Genomic DNA, 15,741 nt, shown 5'->3' with positions numbered 1-15,741 from the left:
GCCTATGCCTGAGAACCCAGCCAAATCTCCAGACCCCCATCCGGATTATCCTGGTAGCGCCACTGTTCCTCTTCACAACAGGCGACCTGGGGACCGAAGGGATTAACCGCACCGACATACAATCCTTGTGGCGTAGAAACCAGTCCGCGTAAGCCGTAATTATAGGAATTGCCAAAGCCGTTAGTGGTCACTGGCAGCCAGTTTTCGCCATCAGCGCTACGATAAAGATCAAATCCGGATTGTCGCTCGATAATTTTCTCCAGACCGATCCGATCCACGGTGCGCCGGAACCAGGCTGGCCAGCGCTCCCGGTCAGCGTAGGGCAACATCCGGCTCCAGTCCAGCGTGCCCAGATACAGCCAGCCGTCGTGCGCGGCCATCCGCCAGAAATAGCCATTAAACAGGTTGTTAAAACCGGGTCGGAAGCCGGACAAAGGTTGCTTGAAACCGTCCGGCGTTTCGCGCGCATTGCCAACGAGCAAGTCCCAATGGTTATCCGGGTACAGACGGATGAGTTCCGGCGCCGCGGGGCCGACCCGGTTCACGCCGTCAATACCGCCATTCTGGATGCCGCCGCCGACATAGAGCGCACCGTTGAATTCGGCCAGGCTGACGACGCCCTGGTTGAGCGGTCCCCGATAAGCGCCATGACTCATGACCTGTTCCCAGGTATAGGGCGGATCTCCATCAGCCTGAGTCCGCCAGATTTGAAAACCCTGCTTGAAATTAATCGTCCCGGCGTAAAGATGGTTGCCAAACGCCGCCATTTCAAAAATACTGACGTTGTCCGGATCGTCAAAACCAGGCGGGTTGACCGGCGTCCACTCACCCTGGATTGGATCACGACTTTCATAGATTACCGCGATGTCCGCTGCATTGGGACTGCCGCCTGCCCGTCCAGTCGGCGAGGTGAACAGCCGATCCTTGAAAACGGTCAGGGTGCGGATGCTGGTGGTTGGCAATTCCAGCAGGCCCGGTTTGGATACCGGCGCAAAATGCTCGCCATCGACGCTACGCAGGATATAGGCGCCTGGGCCTTCCGCCGACGCGTAGGTGGACACATATAATGCAGGTTCGGGGTCGGATTCGCCCTGGAACACCGCCATGCCGCGATAGCCCATGTCGCGGGGAATGCATTTGCCTTCGACGCTGTCGATCCAGGGGGAACGATAAACTTCCCGCCATTCCTCAACTACCGGATCGTAGCGCCAGATTTGCGCGCGCATGTCCAGATCGTATAAGTCTTCCGGGCACTCCACCGGCCAGAAGGCGAACCGGGATGGAATCTTGGAAACCTTGAGCATGCACAGGTTGGCGCGGGTGGTGCCGACGTAGACATAACCCTTGTAGGCGATCATCGAATGCGGGTAGGCGTTATAGGGATCGCCAAAGCCGTGGGCAGCGATGCGGCGGAAATGCTGGCGAGCCAAACCGGGCTTTGTACCCGGTTCAGAAGGCCGCAAGGAGCGAGGCGGGTTCATGCTCGTGTTCAGGTTCATGCTCGTGATCAATGCTCCCAAAGAGGTGTTCAGAATGCGTGGCAACCCCGCTTTGCGTAGCCAGAAAACGCAGGGCGATATTGACCAGTCGCCGTGGCCGGGTGAGCGGGAAGAAGTGGCCGGCGTGGCGCACCCGATGCAACTCGTAATGCGGACATAAGCGATGCAGGGCGCGTGCGGTGGGCATCACCGGCGAGCGTTCGCCATACAGGCCCAGCACCGGCAGACGAATGGCGCGCAAAACGGCGGGCGTCAGGCCATCGGATACGCGCAAATCGCGCCGGATCGAGGTAGTTTCCTGCAATTGCAGCCAGCGCTGAGCCGCGCCATTTCGCCGGACGCTGCCGGTGGGCGTCTGGAACAGCGGCATGGACAGAGTATTCGTGGTGTGGGACTGCGCCCGCGCCATGGCGGTCAGCAGCGCATAACCGCCCTCTGGCTCCATATCGTTTAGTTCAATACCGGCGCGTTGTAGTATTGGACGCCACAGAGGCCAATCAATCCAGTCGCGGAGTCGATGATAAGGTTGCAGGGCGCGCAGGCGCACGTCCGCCAGTATCAGACTATGCACCCGCTCCGGATGCCGGCTGGCAAAGCGCAGGGCAATCGCGCCGCCGAAACTGTGGCCGAGCAGATGCACTCGCTCTAGACCGAGGTGATCGAGCAGAGCGGCCAGGTCATCGGCCATTTCGGGAATAGAGTAGCCCGTCGGCGCCATTGCGCTGCGGCCATGCCCGCGCAGATCATAAGCGACTAACCGGCAAAGCCCCGATAGCGCGCGAACGATGCCCAGATGCCAGAATCCCAGACTGGCCGCCAGGCCATGCACCAGCACCAGATCGCCGCAGATGGGCGCTTCGGTTTGGGCCGGGATTCGCAAATAGTTGAGATTAACCGAAGCCAGTGGCGCAACCGGCATCATTCCTCCAGATAACCCAGCATGGCCAGTTGCGCCAGAATTTTGTTCCGATCCTCGGCGGGAATCGCATCCTCCTGCACTGCACCATCTTTGACCGGGCGGGTCGGCAGGCCGGAGCGCACCGGACGGCCGCGCAGAAAGTCGGTGGTGAAGGCGCTGGTCATCACCTGGCCGTCGAAATCGGCGGGAATCGGCAAATCCAGACTGTGCAACAGATTGGCGGCGATGCCGGCGATGGGCAGTGGTTCGCAATGCCCGCCAGGCTGGATGCCTGGACCGCCGGCCAGTACGATGCCATCGGGGTGGTGCGTGCCCGTCGCGACCGGTCGGGTGAAAATGACTGGCTCCAGATTGCGGATCGAGACAAAGCCGTAATCGGTGAGAACCAGAGTTAAATCCGGGGCGCTGGCGCTGGCCTGGCCGGGGAAAGCCGCCTCGCGGGTCAGAATGTCGCGAATGACCGGTTCGCTGGTTGCGGAATCGCGCAGAGCGTAAAGTTGTTCGATCAGCCGGGCGCGGAACGCTGGATAATCCGCCGGCGCAATACCGGGCTGACCCGGTTCGCGGGCGACGCGAATGAAAATGGCGTTGCTGGAGGGCGTGGGACAGTAAGCGACGGTTTTTTCCCAATCGAGGTAAGCGAATGGACTGGCGGCCCGGCGCCGGGCGGCGTCGCTGTCGGCAACATCGTGGTAGCTTAGATAACCTAGATCGGCCAGGTAGCGATTAATGCGCACGACGCGGGTGGAGCCGGTGAAGCCATGATCCGAGGCCATGAACACTTGCGCTTCCGGGCCGGCTAACCGCACCAGCTCCGCCAGATAGCCATCCAGTTTACGGAAGTAGTCGAGACAAAGCGTGCGCAGGCGCAGCCAGGTTTCGTCAGGAGAGCCAGGACGCAATTCCGGGTCGAGATACGCCCAGGCCTGATGCTGAATTTTATCCGTGCCATCAAACATCACCGCCATCAGCGCTGGCTGATCTTCGACCAGAAGCTTGCGAGCCACCTGGAACCAGAGTTCTTCACGCGGCAAGTGATAGCCAATCCAGGCGGCCAGATAATCGCTGTCCATGTCTTCGCCAATCTGGTTCTCCCGCTCGAAATCCCAGGCCAGTTCTTTGGGATGGAAGCCGGGAATCGCTTGCAGCCGTTCATAGAGCGTATCGGGAGTCATATTACGGCGCAGGTGCTTCCACGGAGTGAAGCCGGGAATCAGGCTGCCGTGGAGCTTGGGCGGCGGCGCCATCATCGGGAAATTAAGCGAGACCACCGAGCGGTCCTGTCGTTCGGCGATACTCCAGATCGTTTCGCAGCGAATATCGCGGAAGTCGTAAAGCGTGAAAAACACCTCGTGTTGGCGGTCGTCGACGCGTATGAAGTCGTAGATACCATGCGCGCCGGGGTTGCGTCCAGTGACCAGCGTGGTCCAGGCTGGCGGGGTCAGTGGATGCGGTGTCGAGCGCAACGGCGCGCGAAAACCATCTGCCATGAACTGCCCGAGAAATGGCATAACCACGCCCTGACCGGGTTGGTCGCGGGTCAGGCCATCAAGAATATGAAAAGTGGCGCCATCCAGGCCGATAAATAGAGTTCGGGTCACAACAGGCTCCAGCAGGATCGTGATTTAGGATCAGGGGATTGGACTGCGGTTCAATGAATACTGGCGACGGGTTATTAAATGTTGCCTGAATCAGTTCGGGTTGAAACGGTACCGCACGCCAACAAGGGTTGCAAGCAAGGATAGCGCCATCTTTACAACTTGGTTTTAATCGGCTGGAAATCTACGCTGCTTTTTCATGGGTTTGTCCCGTGCAATTAAGCAAAGCTCTGATAGAGTTATGAACAATGCATTGCGACTTTCTGTCGCCGTGAACGCACTACAATTCACTGACCCATCGAGGAGGAGACCATGCAACGTCGTGATTTTATCAAGAAGGCCGGGCTGGGTTTGGCCACGGCCGCTGGCGCCGCCGCCGTTCCCGTGTTTGCTGCGGATGAACCTTCATCGTCGATGCCGTCCATCAAATGGCGCATGGCGTCGAGCTTTCCCAAGAGCCTGGACACTATTTACGGTGCAGGCGAAGTGTTATCCAAGCGCGTCGCGGAAATCACGGATGGCAAGTTTGAAATCCGCGTGTTCGCCGGCGGTGAAATCGTCCCGCCCTTTGGAGTGCTGGATGCGGTGCAGCAAAACACAGTTGAGGTCTGTCACACGGCTTCTTACTATTACCATGGCAAGAACAAGGCGTTCTCGCTGGATTGCTCGGTGCCGTTCGGCCTCACGGCCCGACAGATGAACGCTTGGCTTTATGATGGCGAAGGTGGTCCGTTACTCCGTGAGTTCTTTGCCAAGTACAACGTGGTTAATTTCCCCGGCGGGAATACCGGTACACAGATGGGGGGATGGTTCCGCAAGGAAATCAACTCGCTGGATGATCTCAAAGGTTTGAAGATCCGTATTCCTGGCTTCGGCGCCGAGGTGTTTTCGGCATTGGGCGCGGTGCCGCAATCATTACCCGGTGGCGAGATTTACCCTTCGCTGGAGCGGGGCGCGATTGACGCCGCCGAGTGGGTCGGCCCTTATGATGATGAAAAACTGGGGTTCTACAAAGTCGCAAAGTTCTATTATTACCCCGGTTGGTGGGAGCCAGGTCCGGTGCTGTCGTTCTATGTGAACAAGGAGCAGTGGGATAAATTGCCCAAGTCTTATCAGTCCGCGTTTGAGGCTGCTGCGGCTGAAGCGAATGTCGGCATGTTGGCGGCTTACGACGCCAAGAATCCGCTGGCGATTCAGCGGCTGGTGCAAAGCGGCACACAGTTGCGGCGCTATCCCGACGATGTTCTGAAAGCGGCTTATGAGACCGCGCAGAAAATTTTCGCCGAGGAGTCCGCGAAGAATCCCGATTTCAAGAAAATCTTCGATTCCATGCGGTCCTTCCAGAGAGTGTCTGATATTTGGTCAGGTTTGCCGGAAGGCACATTAGCTAACTTCATGCAAACCATGTTGCGTGCGGGTTCGTAAGGCAACGCGTAATCAATATTCTTTAGCGGCAGGTCGGGTGCAGATGAAGCTTTGCCCGACCTGACGTTGACGACTCACCAAGAGTTCTCGAAGCGCCTCGAAATTTTCCCTCACCCGCGCAATTTCCAAGCGGTTTCCGTTGTCTTATATTGTCTTTCCACATGGAAGCCGGACAAATTCAGGAACAATTCCCTTTTTCCGTTCCTGATACCTGATACCTCTATACTGTTCACCTGATGCATTGCGGAGTAACCATGAGTGCTGTAACTCGATACAGTCTGGCGCTGGCGCTGAGCTTTCTAGCAGGCATTTCATTGACCACGGTTTATGCGGTCCGGGCTGAAAAGAGCGTTGCGCCGGAAAGTCAGTTGCCGCTTGACGAGCTGCGCACCTTCACTAGCGTCCTCGATGCAGTCAAACAGGACTATGTTGAATCGATTGAGGACAAAGACCTGCTGGAAAACGCCATCCGTGGCATGTTGAGCAATCTGGATCCCCACTCGTCCTATCTGGACGCCGAAGCCTTCCAGGATTTGCAAATCGGCACTTCCGGCGAATTTGGTGGACTGGGCATTGAGGTGGGGCAGGAAAACGGCTTTATCAAGGTCATTGCCCCCATCGATGACACCCCTGCCCAGCGGGCCGGCATCCAGGCCGGCGATTTGATCATTCGATTGGATGATGCTTCGGTCAAGGGCATCACTTTGTCCGACGCGATTAACCGGATGCGCGGCAAGCCCAATACCTCCATCGTTCTGACCATTATCCGTGAAGGAGTGAAAAAGCCTCTAAAGATAAAACTGGTGCGTGAAGTTATTCAGGTTCGGAGCGTGAAGAGCCGCTTGCTGGAGCCGGGGTTTGGCTACCTGCGCATCACGCAGTTCCAGGCCAGGACCGAAGCGAACCTCCAGGATGCCCTGCAAGATTTGCAGAAACAGAATCAGGCGGCGCTCAAGGGCTTGATTCTGGACCTGCGCAATAATCCCGGTGGGGTGTTGAACGGCGCGGTCGACGTGGCCGATGATTTTCTCGAGGATGGCGTCATCGTGCAAACCCGGGGACGAGATAAGGACTCCGAACAAACCTTCAACGCTACTGCCGGTGATCTACTGAAAAAAGCGCCGATGGTCGTATTGGTCAATGGCGGCTCGGCCTCGGCTTCGGAAATCGTCGCGGGTGCGCTGCAGGATCACCAGCGGGCGTTGGTGCTAGGCGAACGCACCTTCGGCAAAGGTTCGGTGCAAACGATTCTGCCGCTGGGCAACGGCGCGGCGGTCAAGTTGACTACGGCTCGCTACTATACCCCAAGTGGCCGTTCGATCCAGGCCGAGGGCATCAAGCCCGATATCGAACTCAAATCGCTCAAGGTGGCTGACGACAGTGCTGACGCCGCGCTGATCAAGGAAGCGGATCTGACCGGCCATTTACAGAATGATGGCGGCAATGGCGCTGCGCCGGCGACCGATGACGCGGAGCCGCCGCTCCCGTCCATACCCCAAACCACGGTGGGTTCCGATAGTGAGCTGGCGAAAGATGATTATCAGTTATATGAAGCGCTGAACATGCTCAAGGGCATGACCTTGTTGCAAGGTCGCAGCGTCTCCCCGCAATCCCCTCTCCCGGAGGGGGGGAGGAAGGGGTAGGTGTTGGGCGCCAGTAAACTAACCGACATTATCAGGAGCAATCCCATGTCTCATGTGCTTGTCCCGCTTGCTCAAGGCTGTGAAGAACTGGAAGCGGTTACGATTATTGATCTGTTGCGCCGGGCCGGCGTTGAAGTAACGGTAGCGGGGTTGGAACAAGGTCCCGTAACGGCTTCGCGCGGCGTGATGCTGATGCCGGACACTACCCTGGAAGCGGTGCTGGATCGGGATTTTGATTTGGTGGTCCTGCCCGGCGGCCTGGGTGGCGCGCAACGCCTGGAAGCCGATCGACGCATCGCTGCATTGCTGCGGCACATGTCGGAACAGGGCCGCTATGTGGCCGCCATCTGCGCCGCGCCGAAGGTGCTGGCCAGCGCGGGTCTGCTGAAGGATCGCGAAGCGACCGCCTATCCAGGCATTCTCGATGACCAGGCTGATCAGGCTGGCATTCGATTAAGCAGCGCTGCGGTGGTGCGCGACGGGACGTTCATTACTTCGCGCGGTCCCGGCGCATCCATGGACTTTACCCTGACTCTGGTCGAGATCCTGTGTGGGCGTGAAACGCGCGATACGGTGGAAGCTGCGTTGCAACGACCCTAGAGCGCCTAAAACGCGCACAATTAGGTCAAACAATCATCCACCAGTAGCCGGTGTTGCGTATCGGCTTCCCGGTCCCGTCCCGTATAGGCCCGTGGCCAGCGTTTCTTCACCACCAAGCTGTCGCTGGCCAGGGCGTGGCAGGTGTTCAGCACCGGCGGGATTTCCCGTTCGTCCGGTGGCTTGGCGTCTTCCTGGTCGTAATGCTGGCCATAGACCGTTTGAAAAAAAGTAGTTGCCACTGGCCCCAGAAGTTCCGTCAGATGCGTGCAGCCATTCACTCCGCCGAATAACTCCCGGAGTTTGAGCGACCATCCAGCTCCGATTTTTACCCCAATCAGTTTACGGTAGCGGGTGGTGATCGCCGGACACAGCCCAAACGGCGAGCCGTCAGTACAGGCTGTAACCTCCTGAATGACAAACTCTGGATCCACTGTCAGGCGAATCGACATGTCATGCAGGGGTTCCCCAGCCTGGATAGCGCCGCCGCGATCTTCATTGGGAAACGCATAGGTCTTAGTGTCGACGATTTGCCCTTCAATATCCCACCAGCCGTCATCTCGCTGGTAGCCGTGGCACTGGACAAGGCGCCGGTGGAGTAAACGACGGGGAACAGCAGGGAGAAGCGACATTAGTACCCTCTTGTTGAAGGCGAAACAGGCAATTCAATCAAACGACCCATCCATGATGCGCGCCAGGCGGTCGTCCAGCTGGGCGATGACGGCGCGCTTTTGATAGGGGTCATAGTCCCACCACCCGGCGATTTCATCCAGGGTGCGGTAGCAGCCTTCGCACCATTGGGTTTTGGGGCTGATCACGCAGACCCCTACGCAGGGGGATGGAGGATCGTTTGGCGGGGATGAACAGTCAGCGCTCATGGGGCTTATCAAAGTGTTGGAGCAGGCCGCACGGGGTAGCGGCCAGCGTTAGTGATTACACCTGCTATCATACCGCTTTCGGGAGGGGAAACCACGTTTGATGTGGTCAGGCCGGGTGAGGTGGTTCAGAAAAAGGATTCGCCGCGAAGACGAGGGAGCGGGTTATGGGATTATCGAGTGTGCTTATTGTTATGAAGCACGCGCAAACGCGCTTTGGCCGGACGGTGGCAAACTGGCCCTCGATCCTGTGGTGGTGTGAAACTCCTCTCGTCTTCGCGGCGAACCCCGGTTTAATTTTTTTTAAGATAGCCAGGAATTTTCCGGCTCGTAAATAGGGATAAACCCTGATTGTCATTAAGGGATTCATGGGATTTTCATGATCCTTGCCGGCGGATGCGAATTTTAATGTAAACACCCTGCGATTTATGCTTGTCTGGACGGGTTGCCGGGTTTAACCTTTACTCTGCAAACCAAATCAAACCGAACGACTCAGGAGGGAGCATCATGTTGTCGTATGAAGATTGTGTGGAATTGAGTGACCTGACCGAGGAAGAAATTACGGCCATTGCCGAGCACGAGCATTTGCCGGAAATCGCCGCGCTGGAAATGGGCAGCTATCTGGTGCATACCTCGGAAGGCGTTCCGATGATCAAGCGCATTATCCTGGATGATATCGAGGAGGAGCGTCATCGCGGGCATAATGAGAAAGTTTTGCAGTTGAAATTGGTGCTCAAGCATTTCATCGATACACATCCGCAAAACCCTGGGAGGGTCTGAGAGGTTTTTGCGTGACCTGCACCTCCAGCCTCTCTCCTACCGGGCGAGGGAGGTGCAGGATGGCGAATCGCGATGGTTCAATCCGGTTCGCCAGTCAGCAGGTTTTGGACCTCGCTCAGGTTGGCGCGGCGCATTGGCCGGCCATCGACCGGGCTGCGCGGCGCTTCTCGCTCGGCCAGCGGGGTGAAGACGATGAGTTCAAAGCCATGATCGCCCGCGTCGAACCGAAAGGTCGGCTGCCAAGCCAGCTCGCCGTTACTCAGCTTCAACCGGCGATCGGCGGTTTCGAAAGGGATGTGATGCTCCATCAGAAACCGGGCAATATCCTGTGGAGTGTCGGCGAATACATGCAAATGAATGTCCGCGTTGGGTCCCGCTGTTCCGCTGAGGACCGGACCAACCAATCGCGGCCGGAACGGCGCCAGAAAGCGCATGGCGTTCAGGGCTGCTTCGCGTAGATCGCGTAGGCACGATGCCTGATGATCAGCATGAAACAGGCGTTGATGATCGATCAGGGCTTGTTCAATTTCGCGGTTATCCGGCAGCAACGCCTTATTAGCGATGGCCAGCCGCAGCGCTGCCTTACGCTTGGCGGTTCTGAAGTCCGGGACGCCTTCATCGACCATTAGCCGGGCGCATTCCTGGGCCAGCAGAGTTTTTACGCGTTGGGTGTCACGATGACGATGGGCCATGAGCGGACTCCAGGGGTAGGATGGCGGATCGGAAATTGGTATTAATATAACAATAAAGATACAAATTATCAAAATAACGAGTCACTGCTTGAGCCATGTGTGGCAATTAAGCAGTTTTTTAAAGGGTTATTGAGTTTTGGCCAGTATCGAAGCGATCAGGCTCATCAATCTCAAGGTCAATTTTTCGATACTGGACACCGGGTGTTTGCTATATTCTAAAGCAGGCTCGGATTTAACTTCGTCCACTCTGATCAGTTGAAGGAAGGGTAACTTGGCTCTGTTCAAGCGTAAAGAACCCCTATTGGGTATCGATATCAGCCCCTCGGCGGTCAAGGTCGTTGAGTTGAGCCGTTCCGGGGCGCGATTCCGGGTTGAGGCGTATGCCATCGAACCCCTTGGCGAGGGCATGCTGGAGGATCGTAATCCAGTCGATCCGGAGGCAGTGGGCGAGGTCGTTAAGCGAGCCTGTCGCAACGCCGGCGTGCGAACGCGCCGCGCCGCGGTAGCGGTGCCGACCTCGGCTGTTATCACCCGCACCATCCCGATGCCGATTGAATTCAAGGAAAGCGACATCGAGATTAATATTTCCATTGAAGCGTCCCAGTACATTCCCTATCCCACTGAGGAAATCTATCTGGATTTCCAGGTGAAGGGGCGTTCGCAGGCCAGCAACGAAATGCAGGACGTGGTGCTGGTGGCAACCCGCAAGGAGAATGTGGACACACGCGAAGCTACGCTGAAGGAAGCCGGTCTGACGCCGGTAGTGGTTGATGTAGAAGGGTATGCCTTGGAGAACAGTTTTGGACTGATCGCGGACAGTCTTTCCCAGGCCAGCGCAGAAAGCGGCGGAGTGAATCTGAGCAAGGGACGCGAGGGATTGACGGCGCTGATTGATATTGGCGGTGTGGTTTCCACCTTGTATGTCTTACAGGGCAGTCAAACCGTTTTCAGTCGTGAGCAGGGGTTTGGTTGCGATCAGCTCACCCTGCGCATCGCGGAAGCTTACGATCTGACCCGGGAGCAGGCGGAACGCGCCAAGCGTTCCGGTCAAGTCGCCGAAGATTTTGCCGATGCCATTCTCGAGCCGTTCAAGCAGGGGCTGGCGGAACAGATTGGCCATACTCTGCAGTTCTTTTTTTCCTCTGATCTCTATGTTTCGGGCCGCTATACTGTAAATAACATTGTGTTGATCGGAGGCGGGGCGATGGTCATGGGGCTGGATCGGATGGTGGCCGATGTGCTGGGGATCACTACGATGGTCGCCAATCCCTTCAAGAACATGGGTAGCGCCTCGCGGGTGAACAGCAGCGCCCTGTTGCGCGATGCGCCATTACTGGCGGTGGCGGGAGGACTGGCCCTGAGGAGTTTTGACTGATGATGCGCATCAACTTATTGCCTTGGCGCGAGGCGCGTCGCCTCCAGCGTCAGCGCGACCTGATTGCCATGCTGGTCGGGGTGGCGTTGCTCGCCTGTGGGATCGTGTTCCTGGTTCACACCGAGATCGCCAACCGCATTGAATTTCAGCAGGAGCGTAATGAATACCTGCGCGGAGAGATTGCCCGACTCAAGAAAGCTGCCGAGGAGCTGGCGGAATTGCAGAAGGCCAAGGCCCGCCTAGTGGATCGCATCAAGGTCATTCAGCAGTTGCAGGCCAGCCGTCCTGGTATGGTGCGGATGTTGGACGAGCTAGTGCGTTTGTTGCCCGAGGACATTTTTCTGACATCATTCAAAACCGCGGACAAACGGGTCACGCTGATCGGCACGGCGCGCAATGATCTGATTATTTCCGAATTCATGCGGCTGATCAGGAATTCCACGTTGTTCGGCGAGCCGGTGTTGCAGGTTATTCAACAGAAAGATGTAAACAACGTGCAGGCTCGGGTTTTTGAGTTGAATATTCCGCTCAAACTGGATGTGGAGCAGGAGGATATGGGAGGCAAGACATGAACTTGTCCGAAATCAACCTGAATGATATTGATCTTCGCGAGGCTGGTGATTGGCCGTTGGCGGGCCGGCTGGTGCTGGCGGTGCTGGTCATCGTCGCGGTGCTGGGCGCTGGTTATTACTTTTTCACCAGTGATCAGTTGATGCAACTAGAGACCGTGCAGAACGAAGAAAAGAAGTTGCGGCAGGAGTTTACCGAGAAGCAACGAGTGACGGCCAATCTGGAGGCGTTTCGGGCGCAATTGGCGGAGATGGAGGAGAAGCTGGGGGAGATGTTGCGCCAGTTGCCGACCGGCACCGAAATGCCGGATTTACTGGATGACGTGTCGAATACGGGTAAGCAGAACGGTCTGGAATTTGATCTCTTCAAGCCGGAGGCGGAACAGCCCCGGGATTTTTACGCGGCTAAGCCGATTACCATCAAGGCCAAGGGGACTTACCATCAGTTTGGTGCATTTGTGAGCGGGGTAGCGGCGTTGCCGCGCATTGTGACGCTGGAGAATGCGACGCTGGCAGGGTTAGGCGATAAGGGTAAGGGTGGCGCGAAGAATAACCAGGAGCCGGTGGATATCCAGGCGACGTTGCAGACTTATCGCTATATGGATGAAGCGGACGCGCCGCCGAGCAGCCCGCCGAGAAGGGGAGCCGGTAAGAAATGAACAGATATTTAAGGCGATTTCCCGAAGTGACTGAGTATTTAAGGGGGTCCCCCCTTTGGCAAAGGGGGGTTAGGGGGGATTTCCCGGCGGGTGTCGCGCAATCCTATGGCAAAATTCCCCCTAGCCTCCCTTTTTCAAGAAGGGAAGGTGGAGTTTGTAATGGTAAGATTCTTAATGGAAATCGCCTGAGGATCATCGCAGCGCTGGGTGTATTGGGCCTGTTGGCGGGTTGCGCTGAGCGAGACATGAGCGATCTGCGGAATTTCGTGGAGACCACTAAGCGCACCACGCCGATCCGCAAACCGGAGCCTGCGCCGAAGATTGAACCCTATCAGCCATTTGCCTACACGGCTCAAGGCTTGAAGGATCCCTTTCTAGTTTCACCGTTTGCTGAACCGGTTGAGGCGGGTGTTATTTCTGGTGGTGTTCGGCCAACTGCGGCGCCGGAGGCGGGGTGTATTGCGCCTGATCCAAACCGGATTCGGGAGGAATTGGAGAAGTATTCGCTGGGTTCACTTAGAATGATGGGAACGGTGCGAATGGGCGGCACCGATGAATTGTGGGCGTTGATTCTAGCGCCCGACAATGTGGTGCATCGGGTACAGAAAAATAATTACCTGGGCGCTAATCACGGCAAAATCATCAATATCAGCGAGCAGCGAGTCGATCTGAAGGAAATCGTTCCGGATCGTCCCGGGTGTTGGCAGGAGCGGGAATCGTTTCTGTCGCTGACCCAATGATTGAGGGGGAAAAATTATGACAGGTAGATCCATGAGCCAGGGCCACGGCGGTCAACGATTGGTCGAGGGGAGGCTACTGCAAGAATGGGTAGCGTTGAGCTGGATTTGGGGATTGACGTTCATGTTTTTGGTCGGGGGCTGGGCCGATGGAGCTTGGGCGGCGCCGCCAGGCGCGGGTCGGCAACCGATCCTGCAGGCGGTGGATATCAGCCCCTTGGCGGGTAACCGGTTGCAGTTACGGTTTAAGTTGTCAGAGCGGATTGAAGCGCCGCCGAGCAGTTTCACGATCAATGAGCCGGCGCGCATCGTGCTGGACTTCCTGGATACGCGCAATGGCCTGGCGTCGCGTCAGCAGCCGATTAATGTCGGGGTAGCGGAGAAGATCAGCGTTCTAGAAGGGGCGGATCGCACCCGGGCTTCGCTGAATCTGGCGCGGCTGGTGCCGTATAAGGTGGATGTGCGCGGCGATTCGGTAATCCTGACCCTGGAGAGCGCGGGGACAACGAGCCGCAAGACGCCAGCGCCGACTCCGTCCGGTTCGGTAGCGGCTTCGGCGCCGAAGCGGAGTGAAGCGCCGATTTTTGCGGGGCCGCGCAGCGTCAGCGATGTGAATTTCAAGCGGGGTCCCGCTGGGCAGGGCGTGATCACCGTCAAGTTGTCCAGCGCCAGTACGGCGGTGGATGTGCGTCAAGAAGGCAATCAGATCGTGGCGGATTTCCAGAATGCGAAATTGCCCCGTGGTCAGCAGCGGCGGCTGGATGTGACGGATTTTGCGACGCCGGTGACGACGATTGAGGCGCTGAATCGGGGCGATAACGCCCGGTTGAGCATTCAGCCGGTTCCGCCATTTGAGTATCTGGCGTATCAGGCCGATGATTTGTATGTGATCGAGGTGCGTCCGCCGCAGCGGGATACCGAGGCGGAGCGGCGCGCGGCGGAACTGGATCCGTCGAAGAAGAAATACCAGGGTGATCTGTTGTCGCTGAATTTCCAGGACATCGAGGTGCGGGCGATCCTGCAAATTCTAGCGGATTTCACCGGATTGAATATTGTGGTCAGCGATACGGTGAAAGGGAATCTAACGTTGCGCTTGCAGAATGTGCCCTGGGATCAGGCGCTGGATATCATCATGCGCACCAAGGGTCTGGACAAGCGCCAGAATGGTAATGTGATTTTTATTGCGCCGACCGAGGAGATTGCAGCACGTGAGAAGCTGGATCTGGAGTCGCGCAAGACGGTGGAAGAGTTGGTTCCATTGCAAACAGAGATTATTCAGGTTAATTACGCGAAGGCTAAGGATCTTGCTGAGTTATTGAAGAAGAAGAGTGGGGAGAAAGATCAGCAACAGAGTATTTTGTCGCCGCGCGGTTCGGTGGAACCCTACGAACCGACGAATACCCTGATCATCAAGGATGTGCCGAGTAAAATGGGTGAGATCCGCGAGCTGATTACACAACTCGACAAGCCCATTCGGCAAGTCATGATTGATTCGCGGGTGGTGATTGCTAGTGATGATTTCAGCCGGGATTTGGGAGCGCGATTTGGAGTATCAGGAGTCAGTACGACAGGCGATGGCCGGGTAAATACCGTGAGCGGCAATGTGAATTCCACGGGAGCCATGATCGACAGCGCGGTGGGTAATTTGCTTAGCACTGGCCAGCCCTTCCCGGTGGCGGTGCCGCCCTTGCCTGATCGGCTCGGTGTGAACCTGCCGGTTGGCGGTCCGAGCATCGCTTTCGCGATATTGGGAGCAGATTATCTGGTGGATTTGGAACTGTCGGCGCAGCAGGTTGAAGGAAATGCGGAAATCGTTTCAAATCCGAAGGTTGTGACGGCTGATTTAAAGAAGGCCACGGTTTTGCAGGGCCGGCAAATTCCCTATTCGACGGTAAGCGATTCAGGTACGAATGTTGAATTCAAGGATGCCTTCCTGAAGCTGGAGGTGACGCCGCAGATTACCCCAGATGACCGGATTCGGATGGATCTCAAGGTCTCCAAGGATGAGCAGGGTGCGCTGGTGGCGACTGCGACAGGACCACAGGTCAGTATTGACAAGCGTGAAGTCGAGACGCAAGTCTTGGTCAATAACGGTGAAACCGTGGTGCTCGGGGGCGTCTTCGAGCAGACCAAGACTGATAACACGACCAAGGTACCCTTACTCGGTGATGTGCCGTTGCTTGGTTATTTATTCAGAACTACTTCTAACAGCGCTACCAAACGCGAACTCCTGATCTTCGTTACGCCGCAGATTTTGAAAGAGGGAGGAGCGGCGGTCGAGTAGTCAGGCGGGCGTTCGCCTCCCCCTTTTGAAAAAAAGGGGACTGAATTCTGATTTTCCAGATAAACAATGAATTTGTGTTGCGGGGAGCC

At 56.9% G+C, this 15,741-nt stretch carries 15 protein-coding genes; 9 read left to right on the top strand and 6 right to left on the bottom strand.

Annotation, left to right across the window (positions count from 1 at the left end):
• Window positions 1-2 precede the first annotated feature (2 nt).
• The 3 genes from H6973_01305 to H6973_01295 are packed head-to-tail and all read right to left on the bottom strand — an operon-like array spanning window position 3 to window position 4,019.
• Window positions 3-1,481 (bottom strand): hypothetical protein, encoded by a 1,479-nt coding sequence (locus tag H6973_01305; protein MCP5124306.1) that lies wholly within the window; start codon window positions 1,479-1,481, stop codon window positions 3-5.
• Window positions 1,450-2,418: an alpha/beta hydrolase gene (locus tag H6973_01300; protein ID MCP5124305.1), complete on the bottom strand. Its 969-nt coding sequence runs from the start codon at window positions 2,416-2,418 to the stop codon at window positions 1,450-1,452. Before H6973_01300 ends, H6973_01305 begins: the two co-directional genes overlap by 32 nt.
• Window positions 2,418-4,019, bottom strand: coding sequence for an alkaline phosphatase family protein (locus tag H6973_01295; protein ID MCP5124304.1), 1,602 nt, complete (start codon window positions 4,017-4,019; stop codon window positions 2,418-2,420). Before H6973_01295 ends, H6973_01300 begins: the two co-directional genes overlap by 1 nt.
• Before the next feature lie 309 nt (window positions 4,020-4,328).
• On the opposite strand from H6973_01295, the gene H6973_01290 reads away from it, so the two are divergent.
• From H6973_01290 to H6973_01280, 3 genes are all read left to right on the top strand, one after another.
• The gene (locus H6973_01290; GenBank protein ID MCP5124303.1) at window positions 4,329-5,441 is read left to right on the top strand and encodes a TRAP transporter substrate-binding protein; all 1,113 of its coding nucleotides are present in this window, start codon (window positions 4,329-4,331) and stop codon (window positions 5,439-5,441) included.
• Window positions 5,442-5,695: 254 nt separating this feature from the next.
• Window positions 5,696-7,084, top strand: coding sequence for a S41 family peptidase (locus H6973_01285; protein MCP5124302.1), 1,389 nt, complete (start codon window positions 5,696-5,698; stop codon window positions 7,082-7,084).
• A gap of 45 nt (window positions 7,085-7,129) precedes the next feature.
• A complete protein-coding gene (locus H6973_01280) occupies window positions 7,130-7,684 on the top strand; it encodes a DJ-1/PfpI family protein (GenBank protein ID MCP5124301.1) in 555 nt (184 codons plus the stop codon).
• Between the two features lie 20 nt (window positions 7,685-7,704).
• On the opposite strand, the gene H6973_01275 is transcribed toward H6973_01280, so the two are convergent.
• Together H6973_01275 and H6973_01270 are read right to left on the bottom strand one after the other, a co-directional pair.
• Window positions 7,705-8,313, bottom strand: coding sequence for a DUF2889 domain-containing protein (locus H6973_01275; GenBank protein ID MCP5124300.1), 609 nt, complete (start codon window positions 8,311-8,313; stop codon window positions 7,705-7,707).
• Window positions 8,314-8,346: 33 nt separating this feature from the next.
• Window positions 8,347-8,559, bottom strand: a complete 213-nt coding sequence (locus H6973_01270) for a DUF1289 domain-containing protein (GenBank protein MCP5124299.1) — start codon at window positions 8,557-8,559, stop codon at window positions 8,347-8,349.
• A gap of 504 nt (window positions 8,560-9,063) precedes the next feature.
• On the opposite strand from H6973_01270, the gene H6973_01265 reads away from it, so the two are divergent.
• Window positions 9,064-9,336 carry a hypothetical protein gene (locus tag H6973_01265; protein ID MCP5124298.1) on the top strand — a complete coding sequence of 91 codons (273 nt, stop codon included), beginning with the start codon at window positions 9,064-9,066 and terminating at the stop codon, window positions 9,334-9,336.
• Window positions 9,337-9,413: 77 nt separating this feature from the next.
• On the opposite strand, the gene H6973_01260 is transcribed toward H6973_01265, so the two are convergent.
• Entirely contained in the window at window positions 9,414-10,028 is a 615-nt protein-coding gene (locus H6973_01260; GenBank protein ID MCP5124297.1) for a hypothetical protein, read from the bottom strand.
• A 271-nt stretch (window positions 10,029-10,299) separates the two neighbouring features.
• Here H6973_01260 and H6973_01255 point away from each other — a divergent pair, with 271 nt between their 5' ends.
• The 5 genes from H6973_01255 (at window position 10,300) to H6973_01235 (ending at window position 15,652) form a co-directional block, all read left to right on the top strand.
• Window positions 10,300-11,403, top strand: a complete 1,104-nt coding sequence (locus H6973_01255) for a pilus assembly protein PilM (protein ID MCP5124296.1) — start codon at window positions 10,300-10,302, stop codon at window positions 11,401-11,403.
• A complete protein-coding gene (locus tag H6973_01250; GenBank protein ID MCP5124295.1) occupies window positions 11,403-11,975 on the top strand; it encodes a PilN domain-containing protein in 573 nt (190 codons plus the stop codon). The genes H6973_01255 and H6973_01250 overlap by 1 nt, the downstream gene beginning before the upstream one ends.
• Window positions 11,972-12,631 (top strand): type 4a pilus biogenesis protein PilO, encoded by a 660-nt coding sequence (locus tag H6973_01245; GenBank protein ID MCP5124294.1) that lies wholly within the window; start codon window positions 11,972-11,974, stop codon window positions 12,629-12,631. Before H6973_01250 ends, H6973_01245 begins: the two co-directional genes overlap by 4 nt.
• A gap of 245 nt (window positions 12,632-12,876) precedes the next feature.
• On the top strand, window positions 12,877-13,371 hold the full coding sequence (locus H6973_01240; protein MCP5124293.1) for a pilus assembly protein PilP: 495 nt from the start codon (window positions 12,877-12,879) through the stop codon (window positions 13,369-13,371).
• A 121-nt stretch (window positions 13,372-13,492) separates the two neighbouring features.
• Complete coding sequence (locus H6973_01235; protein MCP5124292.1) at window positions 13,493-15,652, top strand: type IV pilus secretin PilQ; 2,160 nt, start codon at window positions 13,493-13,495, stop codon at window positions 15,650-15,652.
• The last annotated feature ends 89 nt before the right edge of the window (window positions 15,653-15,741 follow it).

It is taken from the genome of Gammaproteobacteria bacterium, from assembly GCA_024235095.1.
Lineage (GTDB): Bacteria > Pseudomonadota > Gammaproteobacteria > Competibacterales > Competibacteraceae > UBA2383.
This window is presented reverse-complemented; position numbering and strand designations above follow the sequence as displayed.